The sequence below is a fragment of the Mycobacterium sp. genome (assembly GCF_004298145.1).
In the GTDB taxonomy this organism is placed as follows: Bacteria; Actinomycetota; Actinomycetes; order Mycobacteriales; family Mycobacteriaceae; genus Mycobacterium.
In genome coordinates this window covers 354,442-371,947 of the sequence record NZ_SCRH01000038.1, presented here as the reverse complement: position 1 = coordinate 371,947, position 17,506 = coordinate 354,442, and the positions used below count along the sequence as shown (strand labels likewise).

Genomic DNA, 17,506 nt, shown 5'->3' with positions numbered 1-17,506 from the left:
TTAGCGGCGATCGCAAGCGCGGCGGGGCCGGGCGCAGCGGGTCGCCGCCATCGGGATTAGCGGTGATCGCAAGCGCGGCGGGGCCATCGGTGACGGCCGTGGCATGGCGTCGGCGATACTGAAGCGGTGAGCCCCGCCGCCGATGACGAGCCGGACGAGATGACCGATGCCGCGCTGGCCGCCGATCTCGCCGCCGAAGCGGGGGAGTTGCTGCTCAAAGTCCGCGACGAAGTCGGGTTCGGCTATCCCTGGGCGCTGGGCGACGCAGGTGACAGCCTGGCGAACGAACTGATCCTGCGACGGTTGCACGTCGAGCGGCCCGGCGACGCGGTGCTCAGCGAGGAGGCCTACGACGACCTGTCCCGGCTGCAGCACGACCGGGTGTGGATCATCGACCCGCTGGACGGCACCCGTGAGTTCTCCACGCCGGGCCGTGACGACTGGGCGGTCCACGTCGCGCTGTGGCAGCGGCCCAGCAACGGCCAGCGCGAGATCACCGACGCGGCGGTGTCGTTGCCCGCCCGCGGGAACATCGTCTATCGCAGCGACACCGTGAGCGCCGGCGCTGCGCGCGTCGGCGTCACCGACACGATCCGCATCGCCGTCAGCGCCACCCGGCCCCCGGCGGTCCTGCACCGGATGCGGCAGACGTTGCCCATCCAACCCGTGGCGATCGGGTCGGCGGGCGCCAAGGCGATGGCCATCATCGATGGTGACGTCGACGCCTACGTGCACGCCGGCGGCCAGTGGGAATGGGACTCGGCGGCCCCGGCCGGGGTGGTGATGGCCGCCGGGATGCACGCGTCGCGGCTCGACGGATCACCGATGCGCTACAACCAACTCGACCCGTACCTGCCCGACTTCGTCATGTGCCGCGCCGAGCTGGCGCCGATCCTGCTGGGCGCCATTCGCGACGCATGGCGCTAGGGGCCTGACGTCGAGCCGGCGTCGCCCGTCTTTCGCTCGTCGACACTGAGCGACTTTGCTCGATACCGGACTTAACAAACCACAAATCACGCAGGGGCGATGGCGCTCCGGGGGTCCAGGTGGCCGGGCAGTTCGGTCGCACATCGTCGCCGCGCTTAGGCTGATTGCCATGCAGTCCTGGCCCTCCCCACAGGTTCCCGCGTTGGCGGGACGCGGCCCGGAGCTTCGGCTGTATGACACGTCTGACCGGCAGGTGCGCCCCGTGGCGGCCGGCTCGACCGCCACGATGTATGTCTGTGGCATCACCCCGTATGACGCGACCCACCTGGGCCACGCCGCAACCTATCTGGCGTTCGATCTGATCTACCGGCAGTGGCTGGATCTCGGCCACGACGTCCACTACGTGCAAAACGTCACCGACATCGACGATCCCCTGCTCGAACGCGCCGAGCGCGACGGCATCGACTGGCGCGCGCTGGCCGAGCGCGAGGTGTCGCTGTTCCGCGAGGACATGGTGGCGCTGCGCATGCTGGCGCCCCGCGATTACGTTGGGGCGACCGAGGCGATCGCCGAGGTCGTCGAGCTTGTCGAGAAGATGCTGGCGTCCGGGGCGGCCTACGTCGTCGACGGCGAATACCCGGACATCTACTACCGGGCCGATGCCACGCCCCAGTTCGGCTACGAATCGGGCTACGAGCGCGAAACCATGCTGCGGTTGTTCTCCGAGCGCGGCGGCGACCCGCAGCGGCCCGGCAAGACCGACGAGCTCGACGCCCTGCTGTGGCGGGCCGCGCGCCCCGGGGAGCCCAGCTGGCCATCGCCCTTCGGCGACGGCCGGCCCGGCTGGCATGTCGAGTGCGCGGCGATCGCGCTCAGCCGCATCGGCAGCGGCCTGGATATTCAGGGTGGGGGCAGCGACCTGATCTTCCCGCATCACGAATTCACCGCGGCGCACGCCGAATGTGTCCGGGGCGAAAGGCGATTCGCGCGCCACTACGTGCACGCCGGGATGATCGGCTGGGACGGGCACAAGATGTCCAAGAGCCGCGGCAACCTGGTACTGGTGTCGAGGCTGCGCGCGCAAGGGGTGGAGCCGGCGGCCATCCGGCTGGGGCTGCTGGCCGGGCACTACCGCCGCGATCGCTATTGGAGCGACCAAGTGCTCGACGAGGCCATCACTCGGCTGCAGCGCTGGCGCGCTGCGGCCGCGCTACCGGCCGGCCCGGACGCCGCCGACGTGATCGCGCGGGTGCGCCAGTATCTGGCCGACGACCTCGATACCCCCAAAGCGCTGGCCGCACTTGATGGTTGGACGACCGATGCGCTCGACTACGGTGGCCACGACACGGTGGCGCCCCGGCTGGTAGCGGCCGCGATCGACGCGTTACTGGGCGTGGTGCTGTAATCGCCGCGGTCGTAGCGTTCGTGCATCCATTCGCACCGGTACGGTGGCTGTCATGACATCGCTGCAGGACAAAGTCGTTTTCATCACCGGCGGTGCTCGAGGGATCGGGGCCGAGGTCGCCCGCCGGCTGTGCGCCCAGGGCGCGAAACTCGTCCTGACCGATCTCGACGAAGCCGACCTGAAGGCGCTCGCCGCTGAGCTCGGCGAAGACCGGGTGCTGACCGCCGTGGCCGACGTGCGCGATCTGTCCGCGATGCAGGCCGCCGCGGCGCGTGCCGTCGACCGGTTCGGCGGCATCGACGTGGTGGTGGCCAACGCCGGCATCATGAGTTACGGCTCGGTGGCCCAAGTGGATCCCGACGCTTTCGCGCGGTTGCTCGACATCAACGTCCTCGGCGTCTTTCACACCGTGCGCGCCGCATTGCCCGCGGTGATCGAGCGACACGGCTACGTGCTGATCGTCTCGTCACTGGCCGCGTACGCGGCGGCTCCCGGCCTGGCGCCGTACAACGCGTCGAAGGCCGGCGTGGAGATGCTGGCCAACGCGCTGCGGCTGGAGGTGGCCCGCCACGGCGTTCGGGTCGGCTCGGCGCACATGTCCTGGATCAACACCGCCCTGGTTCGCGACACCCAGACCGACCTGCCGGCCTTCAACCAACTGCTCGCCAGCCTGCCCTGGCCGCTGAACAAGACGACGACCGTCGACAAATGCGCGGCCGCATTCGTCAAGGGCATCCAGCGTCGGCGCACCCGCGTCTACTGCCCCCGCTGGGTGGCGCTGCTCCGCTGGATCAAGCCGGTGCTGTCCACCCCGGTCGGCGAAATCCCCTTGCATAAACTCACCGCCGAGCTGTTGCCCCAGCTGGACGCCCAGGTCGCCGCGCTCGGCCGCTCGATGTCGGCGTCCAACGTCGAGTTGTTGCGGGAAGACCGCGGGGGTTCGGCACCCAACTAGTCGACGCTCGGCGCGAGGTTATTTGCGCCGGCGACGCAGATATCGCTCGAACTCGGCGGCCAGCGCGTCGCCGTCGATCTTGCCCAGCGCGTCATTCATGTCGACCTCGGCGTCGCCGCGCTGTTCCAGCGACAGCACGTATTCGGCGAGGTCCTCGTCCTCGGCGGTCATCTCGGTGACCGCCTGCTCCCATTCCTCGGCATCGGTCGGAAGATCCGCCAGCGGAACCTCGATGTCGAGCACGTCTTCGACGCGGCGCAGCAGGGCCACCGTCGCCTTCGGGTTCGGCGGCTGCGACACGTAATGCGGCACCGCGGCCCAGAACGTCACCGCCGGGATCCCGGCGGCCACACAGGCTTCCTGAAACACCCCGGCGATGCCGGTGGGGCCCTCGTAGCGGCTCTCCTCGAGACCGAAGCGCTTGGCCGACTCGGGAGAGTAGGCCGCGCCCGAAACCGGAACCGGCCGGGTGTGCGGGGTGTCGGCCAGCAGGGCGCCCAGGATCACCACGGTGTCCACGTTGAGCTTGTCGGCGATGGCCACCAACTCTGCGCAGAAGGTGCGCCAGCGCATGTTGGGTTCCACCCCGTGCATCAGGACGACGTCGCGATCGCTGCCCGGGGGCCGGCAGTGCGAGATCCGCATCGCCGGCCACACCAGCTCGCGGGTGACCCCGTCCACCTGCCGGATCACCGGGCGATTTACCTGGTAGTCGTAGTAGGACTCGTCGTCGATCTCCAAGATCGGGTCGGCTTCCCAGATGGCCTCGAGGTGTTCGAGCGCGTCGCTGGCCGCGTCGCCGGCGTCGTTCCAGCCCTCGAACGCGGCGACGACGACGGTGTCGTGCAGTTCGGGCAATGCGGCTGCGCCAAAGGGAGGGCCGTCAGGCGGGGTCACAGAATTAGCGTACGGCCTTCCGCCCGGCGACGATGCGGACCGTGCGCGCTCCGGTGCGGAGTCGGGCAATTGGATCGCGGCCCCGATCTTCGGGGCGCGGTGGCCGCGGAGTGCCGGCCGATCGCCGCTCGACCGGGGGTTTTGCATAGGACGACTAATCTTATGGCGTGACCGCCGCTAACGAACGCCGCTACGACACTGACATCCTCGACACATTGGCGCAGCGCGTGGTGGTCGGCGACGGCGCAACGGGCACCCAGTCACCGGCCGCGGACCCGACCCTGCACGACTGCGACAACGGCTTCGCCGCGGTCAAGGCGCGAAATACGTTCGGCTGCAAACTGGTTAACCTTGGTAACTACGACATTGCCGACAATCCGCAAGCTGGCGCTCTCGGGCACCGCGGTCGCCAAGCGGCTCGGGTCGAGCTGGGCGTCCGGACGTCGGGTGGCAACGTAGACTTTTCTGGTCGAGAGGCGTTGCAACGGTTCCGGGCCCCTGCCCGTATCCGCCACGCTCGGCAGAGTCAAGGACGCCTTCCGCTATGGAAGGAGTGCACGTGACCGCTGTTGACTCGAAGACCTTTGAGCCGAACATCCGCCCCGACTGCACCGACGAACTGACGGCCGCTCTGCGCCAGCGGATCATGGTGATCGACGGCGCGATGGGGACGGCGATCCAGCGGGACCGGCCGGACGAGGCCGGCTACCGCGGCGAGCGGTTCGCGGAGTGGCCGACCGCTCTTCAGGGCAACAACGACCTGCTCAACCTGACGCAGCCGCAGATCATCGAGGGGATCCACCGCGAGTACCTCGAGGCGGGCGCCGACATCCTGGAAACCAACACATTCAACGCGACCGCGATCTCGCTCTCCGACTACGACATGGCGGATCTGAGCTATGAGCTGAATTACGCCGGCGCCGCCCTGGCGCGGGCGGCCTGCGACGAGTTCAGCACCCCGGAGAAGCCCCGCTACGTCGCCGGCGCCATCGGGCCGACGACGCGGACCGCGTCGATCTCGCCGGACGTCAACGACCCCGGAGCCCGCAACGTCTCCTATGACCAGCTGGTGGCCGCCTACCTCGAAGCCGCCAACGGCCTGGTCGACGGCGGTGCCGACCTCCTCATCGTCGAGACGATTTTCGACTCGCTGAACGCCAAGGCGGCGGTGTTCGCCGTCGAGACGCTGTTCGAGGACCGCGGGCGGCGCTGGCCGGTGATCATCTCGGGCACCATCACCGATGCTTCCGGGCGGACGTTGTCCGGTCAGGTCACCGAAGCATTCTGGAACGCGATCAGGCACGCGAAGCCGATCGCGGTGGGCCTCAACTGCGCCCTGGGGGCGCCGGAGATGAGGCCCTACATCGCCGAGATGGCGCGGATCGCGGACACGTTCGTCTCCTGCTACCCGAACGCCGGCCTGCCCAACGCCTTCGGCGAGTACGACGAGTCCCCGGAGCGTCAGGCCGGCTACATCGCCGACTTCGCCGAGGCCGGCCTGGTCAACCTGGTCGGTGGTTGCTGCGGAACGGCGCCGCCGCACATCGCCGAGATCGCCAAGGTCGTCGAGGGCAAGCCACCGCGCGAGCTGCCGACGATCGAGGTGGCCACCCGCCTGTCGGGCCTGGAGCCGCTCAACATCACCGACGATTCCCTATTCGTGAACATCGGTGAGCGCACCAACATCACCGGCTCCGCCCGGTTCCGCAACCTGATCAAGGCCGAGGACTACGACACCGCACTGTCGGTCGCTCTGCAACAGGTCGAGGTTGGTGCGCAGGTCCTCGACATCAACATGGACGAAGGCATGATCGACGGTGTCGCCGCGATGGACCGGTTCACCAAGCTGATCGCGGCCGAGCCGGACATCAGCCGCGTCCCGGTGATGATCGACTCCTCCAAGTTCGAGGTCATCGAGGCGGGCCTGAAGAACGTGCAGGGCAAGCCGATCGTCAACTCGATCTCCATGAAGGAGGGCGAGGAGAAGTTCATCCGCGAGGCACGGCTGTGCCGCAAGTACGGCGCCGCCGTCGTCGTGATGGCCTTCGACGAGCAGGGTCAGGCCGACAACCTGGAGCGCCGCAAGGAGATCTGCGGGCGCGCCTACCGGATCCTGACCGAAGAGGTCGGCTTTCCGCCCGAGGACATCATCTTCGACCCGAACTGCTTCGCGCTGGCGACCGGTATCGAGGAGCACGCGACGTACGGGATCGACTTCATCGAGGCCTGCGCCTGGATCAAGGAGAACCTTCCGGGGGTGCACATCTCCGGCGGTATCTCGAACGTGTCGTTCTCGTTCCGGGGCAACAATCCGGTCCGCGAGGCGATCCACGCCGTGTTCCTGTTCCACGCCATCAAGGCCGGCCTGGACATGGGCATCGTCAACGCCGGCGCGCTGGTGCCCTACGACTCGATCGACCCCGAGTTGCGGGAGCGCATCGAGGACGTCGTCCTGAACCGTCGCGAGGATGCGGCCGAAAGGCTCCTGGAGATCGCCGAACGGTTCAACAGGTCGGAGACCTCCGAGGATCCGGCGGAAGCCGAGTGGCGCAGCCTCCAGGTTCGCGAGCGGATCACGCACGCTTTGGTCAAGGGCATCGACGCACACGTCGATGCCGACACCGAGGAAATGCGGGCCGAGATCTCCGCCGCGGGCGGTCGCCCGATCGAGGTGATCGAGGGCCCGCTGATGGACGGCATGAACGTCGTCGGCGACCTCTTCGGCGCGGGCAAGATGTTCCTGCCCCAGGTCGTGAAGTCGGCCCGGGTGATGAAGAAGGCCGTGGCGTACCTGCTGCCGTTCATCGAGGCGGAGAAGCAGCCCGGCGAGGGCGATCACACCAACGGCACGATCGTGATGGCGACCGTGAAGGGCGACGTCCACGACATCGGCAAGAACATCGTCGGGGTCGTGCTGCAGTGCAACAACTACACCGTCGTCGACCTCGGTGTGATGGTGCCCGCCGACAAGATCCTGGCCGCGGTCAACGAGTACGACGCCGACATGGTTGGCCTGTCCGGCCTGATCACCCCGTCGCTGGAGGAGATGGCCGGCTTCGCCGCCGAGATGGAACGCGAAGGTCTGGAGATCCCGCTGCTGATCGGCGGCGCGACCACCTCGAGCGCCCACACGGCAGTGAAGATAGCGCCGCGGCGCCGTGGTCCGGTGATCTGGGTCAAAGACGCGTCCCGCTCGGTGCCGGTCGCTGCCGCGCTGCTCGACGACAAGCAACGGCCGGCATTGCTGGAGCAGACCGCGGCTGACTACGCGTCGCTGCGGGAACGGCACGCTCAGAAGAACGAGCGGCCGATGGTGCCGCTGGAGAAGGCCCGTGCGAACCGGACGCCGATCGAGTGGGACGGCTACACGCCGCCGGTGCCCGCCCAGGGCCTCGGGGTCCGAGAGTTCCTCAATTACGACCTCGCCGAGTTGCGCGAGTACATCGACTGGCAGCCGTTCTTCAACGCTTGGGAGATGAAGGGCCGCTTTCCCGACATCCTCAACAACCCGGCTTCGGGTGAGGCGGCCCGCAAGCTGTACGACGACGCCCAGCAGATGCTTGACAGGGCGATCGAGGAGAAGTGGCTGACGGCCAACGCGGTGATCGGGTTCTTCCCGGCCAACGCGGTCGGTGACGATGTCGAGGTCTACACCGATGAGACCCGCACCGAGGTGCTGACCGTGTTCCACAACCTGCGCCAGCAGGGCCAGCACCGGGCGGGTATCCCGAGCCGGTCGCTGGGTGATTTCATCGCCCCCAAAGAAACGGGTCTGGCGGACTACATCGGCGCCTTCGCCGTCACCGCGGGGCTCGGCAGCGGCGAGAAGATCGCCGAGTTCAAGGCAGATCTCGACGACTACAGCGCGATCCTGCTGGAGTCGGTCGCCGATCGGCTGGCGGAGGCTTTCGCCGAACGGATGCACCAGCGGGTTCGTAAGGAGTTCTGGGGATTCCAGCCGGGCGAGGCCTTGGACAACGAGGCACTCATCGCCGAGAAGTACCAGGGAATCCGGCCTGCCCCGGGCTACCCGGCCTGCCCGGAGCACACCGAGAAGGCGACGATCTGGAAGTTGATGGACGTCCACGAGCGCACCCGCATCGAGCTGACCGATTCGATGGCGATGTGGCCCGGTGCCGCCGTCAGCGGCTTGTACTTCTCGCACCCGCAGTCGCAGTATTTCGTGGTCGGTCGGTTGGCCCAGGACCAGGTCGCCGACTACGCGAAGCGCAAGGGCTGGACGCTGCCCGAGGCCGAGCGCTGGCTCGGCGCCAACCTCGGTTACAACCCGGAGGACTGAGCGCTACGTACCGCGCGAAAACCGTGCGACTGCTGGACACCGAACGCATCGGCATGACGCTGTCGGAGGAGTTGCAGCTGCACCCCGCTGCCTGCCGGGTCCGCAAGCCCGGTATGAGGTGAGTTTCATTTGTGCTAACACCGGCGCTAGCGCAGATGGGATTCACCTACTGGGTTGACGCGCCGCGGCGTTTGGGGGCGAGTCATCAGATGTCGTGCGCCGGTCTGCTCAGATGCGCAGCACGGAAGCCAAGGCGGACAACGGGATATGCGCCTGCACCGTGCCGCCGTCCATGAACCACTGCATGACGCCGGGCGTGAAGCTGATCGGGCTGTCGTGCGCCACCGGGTAGTCCGGCATGTAGAGGATCAGCTCGTCGGGCGTCACCGCCCAGGCCTTGTACGCCCCGGAGTAGACCTTGTCCGGCGTCCAGCGGTCCACGACGAACGGGTAGGTGCCGGGGTCGTGTGGCGGCGGTGCCTGATCGAGCGCGGTCTGGACAAACGGTTGAGCCAGTGGGGGAATGGCGGTCAGCGGATCTGACGTCGTCAGGTCCGCCAGCTGTACCCGTCTTCCACTTGCCATGTCGAACGTGAAGGTCCGGTAGGCGTTGTTGGGCTTGGGCCCGTCGGCGTGATAGTCCTCATGAAACACCGCGCTGAGCAGGTTGGCGTGCCGGAAGGCTTCGAAGTTCTCCTCGCCGTAGCTGTCGGCGGCCATGCTGGAATTGGCATTTCGCCAGTTGTTGACCAGGGTGTGCAGATAATCGCGGATCACCGGGCCCGTGGCCGGATTGTCGACCAGGTCCTCAGGCACGGCGACCTTGATGTCGCGCACGGCATTGCGCTCCGAGGTCACCGAGGTGTGGCAGTACTGGCCATCCCAGTCGCCGCCGAGCTCACCGCAGAACGACGGCGCCGATGCGTGGGCGTGGGCTGTGGCGGGAAGCGTTGCGGCGGCGGTCAATACGGTGGCCGCTACGATCTGGCGTATCACAGCAGCTGCACTTTGCTTGCCCGCCAGCGGCCGTCGACCTTCTCCATGGTCATCTTGATCCTGCTGCGATCGATGCGCGGGTCGGGTGCGGCCGTGTTGGTGACGGTCTGGTCGATGAACACCAGCACCACAACCTTGTTCGTAGATCCGGACTGAATGGCCGAATCCACCACCACCCCGTGCGCGGTCGCCTTGTTGTCGATCAGCAGCTGCCGAAGTTTCACGCTGGACTGGGTGTACATGTCCTTGAACTCGCCGGTCGCGCCATCGAGCACCTGCCGGAAGTTCTCATCCACCTTGTTCGAATCGATGCTCGTCAGCACCTGCGCGTAGGCGATGGCCGCCTGTTGGGCCTGTTCGCCGGCCAGTTTGACCTGATGCTCTTGCCACTGCTGCCACCCCAAAAATCCCGAAACGGCAAGTGAGACGACGAATAACAGCGGCATGACGCTGCGACGCAGATACCGCTTCCAGGGCCGCTTGCGGCGCCCGGACTCGGGCTGCTTGCGGTTGAGCAGGCCACCCTCGCCGTCGTCCTCGTGGGGTTGCTCGTCGGCCGCACCGGCGGCCTCGTCGTCAACATTGTCAACGCCGTCTGCGCCGTCGACGTGTGCCTCGTCGGTCGCGGCCTCCGATAATTCGGCGTCCGGTTCCGCTTTGACTGCCTCGGACTTCGGATTCTTTTGGGAGGTCACGATCACGATCATCTCCTAGGGATCGGCTCGGATGGTTTCGGGCCTAGTGCGGCGGTTCGATCGGCAGTTGCGGGCCGCCGTACGGGGTGGGAATGGTGTAGCGGCCCTTGGGGGTCGGATCCGTTCTGCGGCCCAGGTCCGCCCCCATCGGCGGGCCGGCGGTATCGTCGCCCCCCGGCCGCGGCGCGTTCTTGGCCCCCCGGATCGAGACGGCGGGGTCGTCGTCGCGGCAGTAGGTGTACATGAACGGCTCGTAGTAGTCGGCGGCCGAGGGCGGGTGCGAGGGTGTCCCGTAGTCGCACACGTAGCGCGGGTAGAGATCGGCAATCGCCCAGACTCCGTTGTCGTGAAAGACGCTCGTCACCGCGTCCAAGACCGACCCACGGTAGTCCGGGAACAGCGCGTTGAGCGCCGGGACCCGCAGATACAACAGCTGCGACATGGTGGCCATGCTGCCCAGCAATTGCACCATCGTGTCGGAGTTGTCGGCGAACAGGTTGTCGACGGCCGCAAGTGTGCGCGGTGTCTGCGCAGTCAAGCGACGATAGCCGGCCTGCATCCTGGCCACGCCGGTCAGCGTTTGGTTGAGTTCCGTTGCGGTAGCGCCTAATCCGGAGTTCTTGTCGCTTGCCAGGGTGAACACCACCCGGCTGGTCTTGATGATGCTGGTGGTTTGGGGCAGCACCGAATCAAGCGTCGAGAGCAGGAACGTGCCGCCGTCGACGATGGCGGTCAGCTTCGCCGGGCCCTCCTTGCTCAGGCTCAGTTCCTTCTTGATCAACTCGATCTTGTGAGGGTCCACCTGGGCCAGCAACCCGTCGGCGTCGCCGAGCAACCGCGCCAGGCTGACCGGGACGTCTGCGTGGTCCAGGGCGATACGGCTGCCGTTGTGCAGGTACGGACCGGCGTCGGACGCGGCTTCGAAGTTGATGTACTGCTCACCGGCCGGCGAGAGCGCCGAGACGTGCGCGACGCTGTTCGCCGGGATCCGCACCCTCGAGGTGATACTGGCAATGGCGTTCACCCCGTTGTCGGTGATCTGCAGCGCCTCGACACGGCCGACGCGGACCCCCCGCAGCGCGACATCCTGATTGGGTAGCAGGCCGCCGGATTCGGGCAACTGCACGGTCACGCGGTAGGACGAGGCGAAGGGCTTCACCCGCAACGCGCCGATGAGCAGGTAGGTGGTGGCGACGACCAGGATGAGCACCAGTCCGGCCACCGACAGCCAAACCTGTTGCCGATGGCCGGTGCGCACCGTCCGCACGACGAGATTGGCGAAGTTGGCGATGGCGCGGATCATGGTTGCGGTCCCGGTGGCGGGGCCGGTGCCGGTGGGGGCCCGGGGGCGACATCGATTTGGCCGGGGATCGTCGGGTCCGGGATGACGGGAACCTGCGGCGAATTCGGCCCCCGGCCGACCACGCGTTCCTGCAGACGCCACAGCGTGTACTTGAGGGTGCCGACGAGCAGGTTCACGTTGTAGTGGTGCGGTCCGTGCAGCCCGATGTCACCCGGGAAGCCGATATCGGGGAGCGATCCGAGCAGGATCTTGTCCACGCTCACGTTCACCGAAATCGAGTTCCCCGCCGTCGATTTGACCAACGGCGGGATCAGCCGGTTCACCGAGAGCCAGCTGGTGTCCGGGCTCACCGCGACGTCGTTGGCGGCACCGGCGACCGTGTTCAGGTCGCGGATCAAGCTGCGGCCGCTGGTGTCGGTCCCACCGATCGACGGGAACCTGGCCAGCAACCGGGAGGTGTCACCCACCTGCAGCGCCAAATTGGAAAGCTGGGTGGTGTTGTCGGCCAGGGCCGAAGTGGCGGGGCCGGCCGCAGCCATCAGGTCGCTGACGGTGTGATTCTTGGCGTCGAGTTGATCGGCCAGACGCGACAATTGGGTCAACGCGTCCTTGATCTGATCGGACCGGGAGCCCAGCGTCCCGAGCAACTGGTTGGACTTGCGGATCATGTCCCCGAACGCCTGGCCCTGCTCACCGGTGGCCTTGCCGAAACCGTTGATGATGTTGGTGAAATTGCGTACCGCCCCACCGTTCACCAGAATCGCCGCCGAGCTCAGGACCGACTCGACCGTCGCGGCGGCCGCGGTGGAATCCAGGCCGATGGTGTCGCCGTTGCGCAACAGCGGCCCATCCGCATCACCCGCGGCCGGTGGCTTCAGCGCGACGAACACGTCGCCCAGTGGTGTCGCGGTTCGCAATTCGGCGGTGCTGCCCCGGGGCAGTTGCACGCCGTCCCTGATCCGCAGCCTCGTGAGGGCGGTGTAGTTGCGTGCGATCATCGATTCGAGCTGCCCGACGTCGGCGCCGGCCAGCTTGACCTTGGCGTTCATCGGCAGGTTGAGCGCGTTGGAGAACACCGCGTTCAGCGAATAGCCCCCCGAACCTAGCCCCGGCGCCGGAAGGGGCAGGCTGGCAAGGCCGTTCGTGGCGCATCCGGCGGTCACCATGGCCGCGGCCAGCGCCGCCGGCAGTCCCCGCGTGCCGACGGTCATCATTTCTGCCCCATGGCGGCCATGCCGTCGAGCACATAGGTCAACCCGAAATCGGGGCCGAAGTCCTGTATGGTCCCGGTGCTGCATCCCAGCTGCCGAAGGCCCATCAGGTTGCAGATCTCTTTGGTGTATTGGCTGTCGAAGATCAAGCGATCCGTGAGGAAGCGTGCCCGCACGGCGCCGTTGGCCCGGTCGATCATGTTGTAGGCGTTGTCCGCCAGCAGCGGAGCCACGTCCAGGAGTTCGGCCAAATCGCGCCGCTGGTCGGTCACCGTCTTCAGCGTGGTATCGCCGTTGACGACGACCTGCTTGATGTTGTCGCGGTTAGCGTCGAGCAGGTCGCCGGCGCGCTGGATCAGGTGGTCGAGTTTGCGTCCCGTGCTGCCGGTGCCAAGGTCCTCGTCCGCCATGATCTGGCTGACTTGGTGGATGGTGGAGGCGAATTGGCGCAATTTCGTGTCATTGGCGGCCACGGCGTCGAACAGCGTGCTGATGTTTTTGACGATCGTGGTGATCTGCTCGCGGGTCGTCGCGCCGCCGTCGCTGGACAGGCGCAGCGCCTTGGACAGCTCGCCCAGCGCCGATTTGATCTTTTCGCCGTTGCCCTTGACCACCTCGGTGCCACCGCCCAGCACATCGGCGATCGGTCCGCCACCGTGGCCGTCGCCCTCGAGTGACTTGGTCACTTTGTCCAAAACGTTGAGGACACTGCTGAATTCGACGGGTGTCTTGGTCCGGGGCAACCCGATGGTGTCGTGGTTCTGCAGGGTCGGCCCGTCGTGATAGGGCGGCGTCAGTTCGATCTGGCGGTCGGTGAGGATGGAGGTCGACACCGTGACCGCCTGCGCGGTGGCGGGAACTTTGATGTGGCGGTCGATGGTGAAGTCGACTTCGACGTAGCCGCCCTTGGGTTTGATTTTGGTGACCTTGCCCACCGGTATGCCCAGCACCGCAACCACGTTGCCTTCGTAAAGGCCTGAGGCACTGTCAAATTGGGCGGTCACCGTGATCGTGTCGTCGTCGGAGCGCAGGAGCCACCAACCGGTGCCGACCACCGCGGCGACTGTCGCGACGGCGGCGACGATGGTCACCACTTTGACGGCGAGGGTGGCCCCGGCCTTGTTCGACGGGCCCTTCACTTGCAGTCCTTGAAGTACTGGATCATGCCGAACTGCTTGGCGCGGCCACTGATCGCGCACATCCACGAGTCGATCAACGGAACGTTGGGGGCGTTGAAGTTGACCGCATTGCCTTCACCCGTGAGGTTGGCCGCCTCCCGGAAGAAGATCGGGCTGATTTGCAGCATGCTGTGCAGCAGGTCGTCGTGCGCAGACATCAAGTCGGTGAAGTCGCGCATGTCTTTGACCAGCGAGTCCAGGCCCGCCCGGTCGTTGACCACGACCTCGCTCATGGTGTCGACAAGACTCGAGAGGGATTGCATCATCGCGTGGAAAACGGCGCGTCGCGCGACGAACTGGCCCAGCAGGTCTTGGCCCTGGTTGACCAGATTGCCGATGCCGGCCTGCTGGCGCCGCAGCGTGTTGGTCACCTGCTCAGTGCTGCGCAGCAGCTGTCCCAGCTGGTCACGTCGCACCGCGATGATCGACGACAGTGTGTTGATGTTCGTGATCGCCTGCGGCACAACCGCGGGCAGGCCCTCGAGCTGTTTGCCCAGCACCGCCAGCGACTGTGCGAACCTGTCGGAGTCGACCTGCTCGAAAGTGGTGGTGGCGTCCTGCAGCGCGGATTGCAGGTCGTAGGGCACCTCGGTGTGTGCCAAGTCGAAGGTGTTGTCGGGCAGGTGTGCCGGCCCGTTGGGTTCCAGCGCGAGGTAGCGCGAACCCAGGATGGTGGTGACCTTGATCCGCGCACGGGAGTCCTTGCCCAGCGCGATGTTGTCCCGAACCTTCAGCCCTGCCTCGACATGGTCGCCAACGAGTTTCATGCTCGTGACGTTGCCCACCGGGATGCCCGCGACCACGATAGGGTTACCGGCCCGCAGCGAGGCCGCTTGGAGAAACTCCGCGGTGTAATGCCGATATCCGGCGCCGACGGTATGTACCAACAGCATGACTCCGATCACCACCGCGACCACCGCGACGGCGATGAACCCAAGCCACGTCTTGTTGTAGCTTTCCAGCGGGCGTTGCCTGCTCCCCGAAAGCCGCTGTCGCACAGACGCCTCAGCCATCGACCGTGCTCCTGCATCTCGGGGTGTGCCACGCCTTGTTTCCCGGTGTGGCCGCATTGATGATGATCGGCACGACATCGTTGAGACCGGGGAAGAACCCCAAGAAGTTCACGTCGCACACATAGGCGTTGCCATAGGCGCCTTGATTGCCGACCCGGATGAGTCCCTTCAGCAGCAGCGGGATGTTGTCGCCGAAGAACGCCACTTGCGGTTCGACGTCCATGATGTGTCTGGTGACACCGGGCTGGCGGTCGATGAATTCGCGTAACGCCGGGTACACGTCGGACACCGAGGTCGACAGTCGGCCGGTCACCCGTGCCAGCGAACCCACCGAGGCGACCAGGTCGGGGCGCCGCCGGTCGAGCTCGCCGACGACGCTGCGGGTCTGTGTGATGACACCGTCGAGATTGTCGTTCTGCTCGGCGAGGTTGCCCACCACCTTGTTGAGGTTGGTGATCACGCTGCCGAGGGCCTGATCCCTACCCGCGAATGTGTCTGTGAGCGTGGAGGTCTGGCCGACGAGCGTGGCCAGCGATGACGTGTCGCCCTGCAACGACGCGATGATGCCCTTGGTGAGGTTGTCGGCGTCGTGGGGGTTCAACAGGCTGAACAGTGGTTCGTAGCCGTTGAGTAGCGTGGTGACGTCGAATGACGGCTCGGTGCGTTCCAGCGGGATGGTGCTGCCCGGGGAAAGCAGTTCCGGGCTGCCTTCCTTGCCCAAAGACAGTCCGAGGTAACGCTGGCCGACGATGTTCTGGTAGGTAACCGACGCGAGGGTGGTTCCGAACAACCGTTGTTCTTGCTGGACCACGAACGAGACTTTCGCCAGTTTCCCGTCGAGCTCCACCTTTTCCACTCGGCCTACGCGCACTCCCGCCATGCGGACGTCGTCACCCTCGCGAAGCCCGTACACATCGGTGAACACCGCCGCATACCTGGCCGTGTCGCCGGACACGTCACGCCGCAGGCTCACATACACCAGCCAGGTCAGCGTCAACGAGACCACCATGAACAGGGCCAATGCGATGAGTGGGCCGCGTAACTTCATTTGGCCTCCCCGGGCGGATGAGCCAGCGACACGGTGCTTCCACGGGCGACCGGACCGAGCAGCAGCTCGGTGGCCGGCGTGGCGGGCGCTCCGGTGATCACACCCAACAGGTTTCGTTCGTACTGGCTCCCAACGGGTCCCACGTTCCCCCCGAAACGAGAGCCCCCGAACGAGGCCTGCGGAATCCACGGCGCCTTGGGCGCCACCGGCGCGACCCACGGCTGGTGCGGTTGTGGGGTCGCCGGCGCCCCCGGCGACGGGTTGTCCGGATTCGCGCTTCCGGGCACGGGCGGTGACGGCGTAATCCCCGGGGCCAGCGGGGGATTGGGATCGGTCAAATTGGGATTCGGGTTGATCAGCGGCGGGCCCACGGCGACCAGGTTTCCGTCCGGACCGATCACGGTGCCCGGCGGCGGCGCGAGATCCTTGGGCGGATGATAGTTCTGCGGCAGCAGCACCTCGGGCAGATCGGGCCGCACCGGAATCAGCGGCGCGGTAAAGCAGCTGGGTCCCTTCAGCTCGCCGTAATGGGGACAGTCGGCGCGCGTGTAGGTGGAACTGGGCGTGAAGGTCAGCATCGCGTGCATGTTGCCCAGATTTTTTTCGGGGTTCCAGACCTGCTCCATGAACTGGTTGGCCAGGTTGTCCAATTTGGTCACCGCGGGCACGAAGTTGTTCGACTTCTGCGCCAACACGCCGAGCACCGGCGTGAAGTCGGTGGTGATCCGGATGAGTTGGTCGATGTGGTTGTCGAAGGACTGGCGTGTGGTGCCGACCGTGTAGTCGGCACCCGACAGCAGTGAGGTCAGCTGCCCACGGGTCTCGGCGAAGGTCCGCATCGGCTCGACGGCCTGATGAAGTGCGTCGAGAAGATCGGGGGCGGTCTGCGCGAGCCCGCTCGTCGCATCCAGCAGCGCGGACACGGTCGACGGTCCGGTGTCGGTGCTGACGATCGAATTGAGTTGGTCGAGAAGACGATTCAATTGTGCACCGGCGTTGAGCAGGCTGACACGGCGGTGGTCGGTGGCCGCGCCCAGGGCGGCCAAGATCCCCACGGACCGGTCGTCACGGCCGCGTCCCGCAGCGGCGAGCAGGTCGCGCAACTTGCTGACGGTCGTTTGGAACAACACGGTCGGCAGCCGCTTGTCCTCCGGAATGTGCGCGCCCTGGCCGATTTTCGCGCCCGGGCCATTGCCCACCAACTGGACCGACGAGACGGCGAATACATTGCTCGGCACCACGCGCGCGGTCACCGCGGCGGGAATCGACTTGGCGTATTCCTCTTTGAGGTCGATGTGGACATAGTTGGGTTTGCCATGCGCCGCCGGGACGACGTCGTTGACCATTCCGACAAGCACGCCGTGATATTTGACGTCCGATTTCTGCGGAAGACCATCGCCCACATTGACCAGATCGGCGATCACCCGCACGTAATCATTCAGCCTGCCAGTGGATTTGACCAACATCGCGATGGTGATCAGGGTGCTGACCACCACGACCGCGATACCGATGCCGAACAGCTGCCGGTCCGACGGGCCCCGTCCGTCCAGCTCAAGGGAATTGCGCATCTGCCACCGA

14 protein-coding genes are annotated in these 17,506 nt (G+C 66.4%); 5 read left to right on the top strand and 9 right to left on the bottom strand.

The features are described 5' to 3' along the window. Window positions 1–159 precede the first annotated feature (159 nt). From EPN51_RS15390 to EPN51_RS15380, 3 genes are all read left to right on the top strand, one after another. Entirely contained in the window at window positions 160–927 is a 768-nt protein-coding gene (locus EPN51_RS15390; RefSeq protein WP_293044100.1) for an inositol monophosphatase family protein, read from the top strand. 169 nt (window positions 928–1,096) lie between these two features. Next, window positions 1,097–2,332 (top strand): cysteine--1-D-myo-inosityl 2-amino-2-deoxy-alpha-D-glucopyranoside ligase, encoded by a 1,236-nt coding sequence (mshC, locus tag EPN51_RS15385; RefSeq protein ID WP_293044024.1) that lies wholly within the window; start codon window positions 1,097–1,099, stop codon window positions 2,330–2,332. A gap of 52 nt (window positions 2,333–2,384) precedes the next feature. Continuing rightward, window positions 2,385–3,287, top strand: coding sequence for an SDR family oxidoreductase (locus tag EPN51_RS15380; RefSeq protein WP_293044022.1), 903 nt, complete (start codon window positions 2,385–2,387; stop codon window positions 3,285–3,287). An 18-nt stretch (window positions 3,288–3,305) separates the two neighbouring features. On the opposite strand, the gene EPN51_RS15375 is transcribed toward EPN51_RS15380, so the two are convergent. Continuing rightward, the gene (locus tag EPN51_RS15375) at window positions 3,306–4,184 is read right to left on the bottom strand and encodes a PAC2 family protein (RefSeq protein WP_293044020.1); all 879 of its coding nucleotides are present in this window, start codon (window positions 4,182–4,184) and stop codon (window positions 3,306–3,308) included. Between the two features lie 167 nt (window positions 4,185–4,351). Between EPN51_RS15375 and EPN51_RS15370 the strand changes: the two genes are divergently transcribed. Both EPN51_RS15370 and metH read left to right on the top strand, forming a co-directional pair. Beyond that, window positions 4,352–4,747 (top strand): hypothetical protein, encoded by a 396-nt coding sequence (locus tag EPN51_RS15370; protein ID WP_293044018.1) that lies wholly within the window; start codon window positions 4,352–4,354, stop codon window positions 4,745–4,747. Then, window positions 4,729–8,484 (top strand): methionine synthase, encoded by a 3,756-nt coding sequence (gene metH, locus EPN51_RS15365; protein ID WP_293044016.1) that lies wholly within the window; start codon window positions 4,729–4,731, stop codon window positions 8,482–8,484. The genes EPN51_RS15370 and metH overlap by 19 nt, the downstream gene beginning before the upstream one ends. A gap of 228 nt (window positions 8,485–8,712) precedes the next feature. On the opposite strand, the gene EPN51_RS15360 is transcribed toward metH, so the two are convergent. The 8 genes from EPN51_RS15360 to EPN51_RS15325 are packed head-to-tail and all read right to left on the bottom strand — an operon-like array spanning window position 8,713 to window position 17,496. Continuing rightward, window positions 8,713–9,480: a mannan-binding family protein gene (locus tag EPN51_RS15360; RefSeq protein WP_293044015.1), complete on the bottom strand. Its 768-nt coding sequence runs from the start codon at window positions 9,478–9,480 to the stop codon at window positions 8,713–8,715. After that, window positions 9,477–10,187 carry a tetratricopeptide repeat protein gene (locus EPN51_RS15355; RefSeq protein WP_293044013.1) on the bottom strand — a complete coding sequence of 237 codons (711 nt, stop codon included), beginning with the start codon at window positions 10,185–10,187 and terminating at the stop codon, window positions 9,477–9,479. Before EPN51_RS15355 ends, EPN51_RS15360 begins: the two co-directional genes overlap by 4 nt. A 31-nt stretch (window positions 10,188–10,218) precedes the next feature. Next, window positions 10,219–11,478, bottom strand: a complete 1,260-nt coding sequence (locus EPN51_RS15350) for an MlaD family protein (RefSeq protein WP_293044011.1) — start codon at window positions 11,476–11,478, stop codon at window positions 10,219–10,221. After that, window positions 11,475–12,692: an MlaD family protein gene (locus tag EPN51_RS15345; protein WP_293044009.1), complete on the bottom strand. Its 1,218-nt coding sequence runs from the start codon at window positions 12,690–12,692 to the stop codon at window positions 11,475–11,477. Before EPN51_RS15345 ends, EPN51_RS15350 begins: the two co-directional genes overlap by 4 nt. Further along, entirely contained in the window at window positions 12,689–13,828 is a 1,140-nt protein-coding gene (locus EPN51_RS15340) for an MCE family protein (protein ID WP_293044007.1), read from the bottom strand. Before EPN51_RS15340 ends, EPN51_RS15345 begins: the two co-directional genes overlap by 4 nt. After that, window positions 13,825–14,880 (bottom strand): MlaD family protein, encoded by a 1,056-nt coding sequence (locus EPN51_RS15335; RefSeq protein ID WP_293044006.1) that lies wholly within the window; start codon window positions 14,878–14,880, stop codon window positions 13,825–13,827. The genes EPN51_RS15340 and EPN51_RS15335 overlap by 4 nt, the downstream gene beginning before the upstream one ends. Next, a complete protein-coding gene (locus EPN51_RS15330) occupies window positions 14,873–15,928 on the bottom strand; it encodes an MlaD family protein (RefSeq protein ID WP_293044004.1) in 1,056 nt (351 codons plus the stop codon). The genes EPN51_RS15335 and EPN51_RS15330 overlap by 8 nt, the downstream gene beginning before the upstream one ends. Then, on the bottom strand, window positions 15,925–17,496 hold the full coding sequence (locus EPN51_RS15325; RefSeq protein ID WP_293044002.1) for an MCE family protein: 1,572 nt from the start codon (window positions 17,494–17,496) through the stop codon (window positions 15,925–15,927). Before EPN51_RS15325 ends, EPN51_RS15330 begins: the two co-directional genes overlap by 4 nt. Window positions 17,497–17,506: the final 10 nt, after the last annotated feature.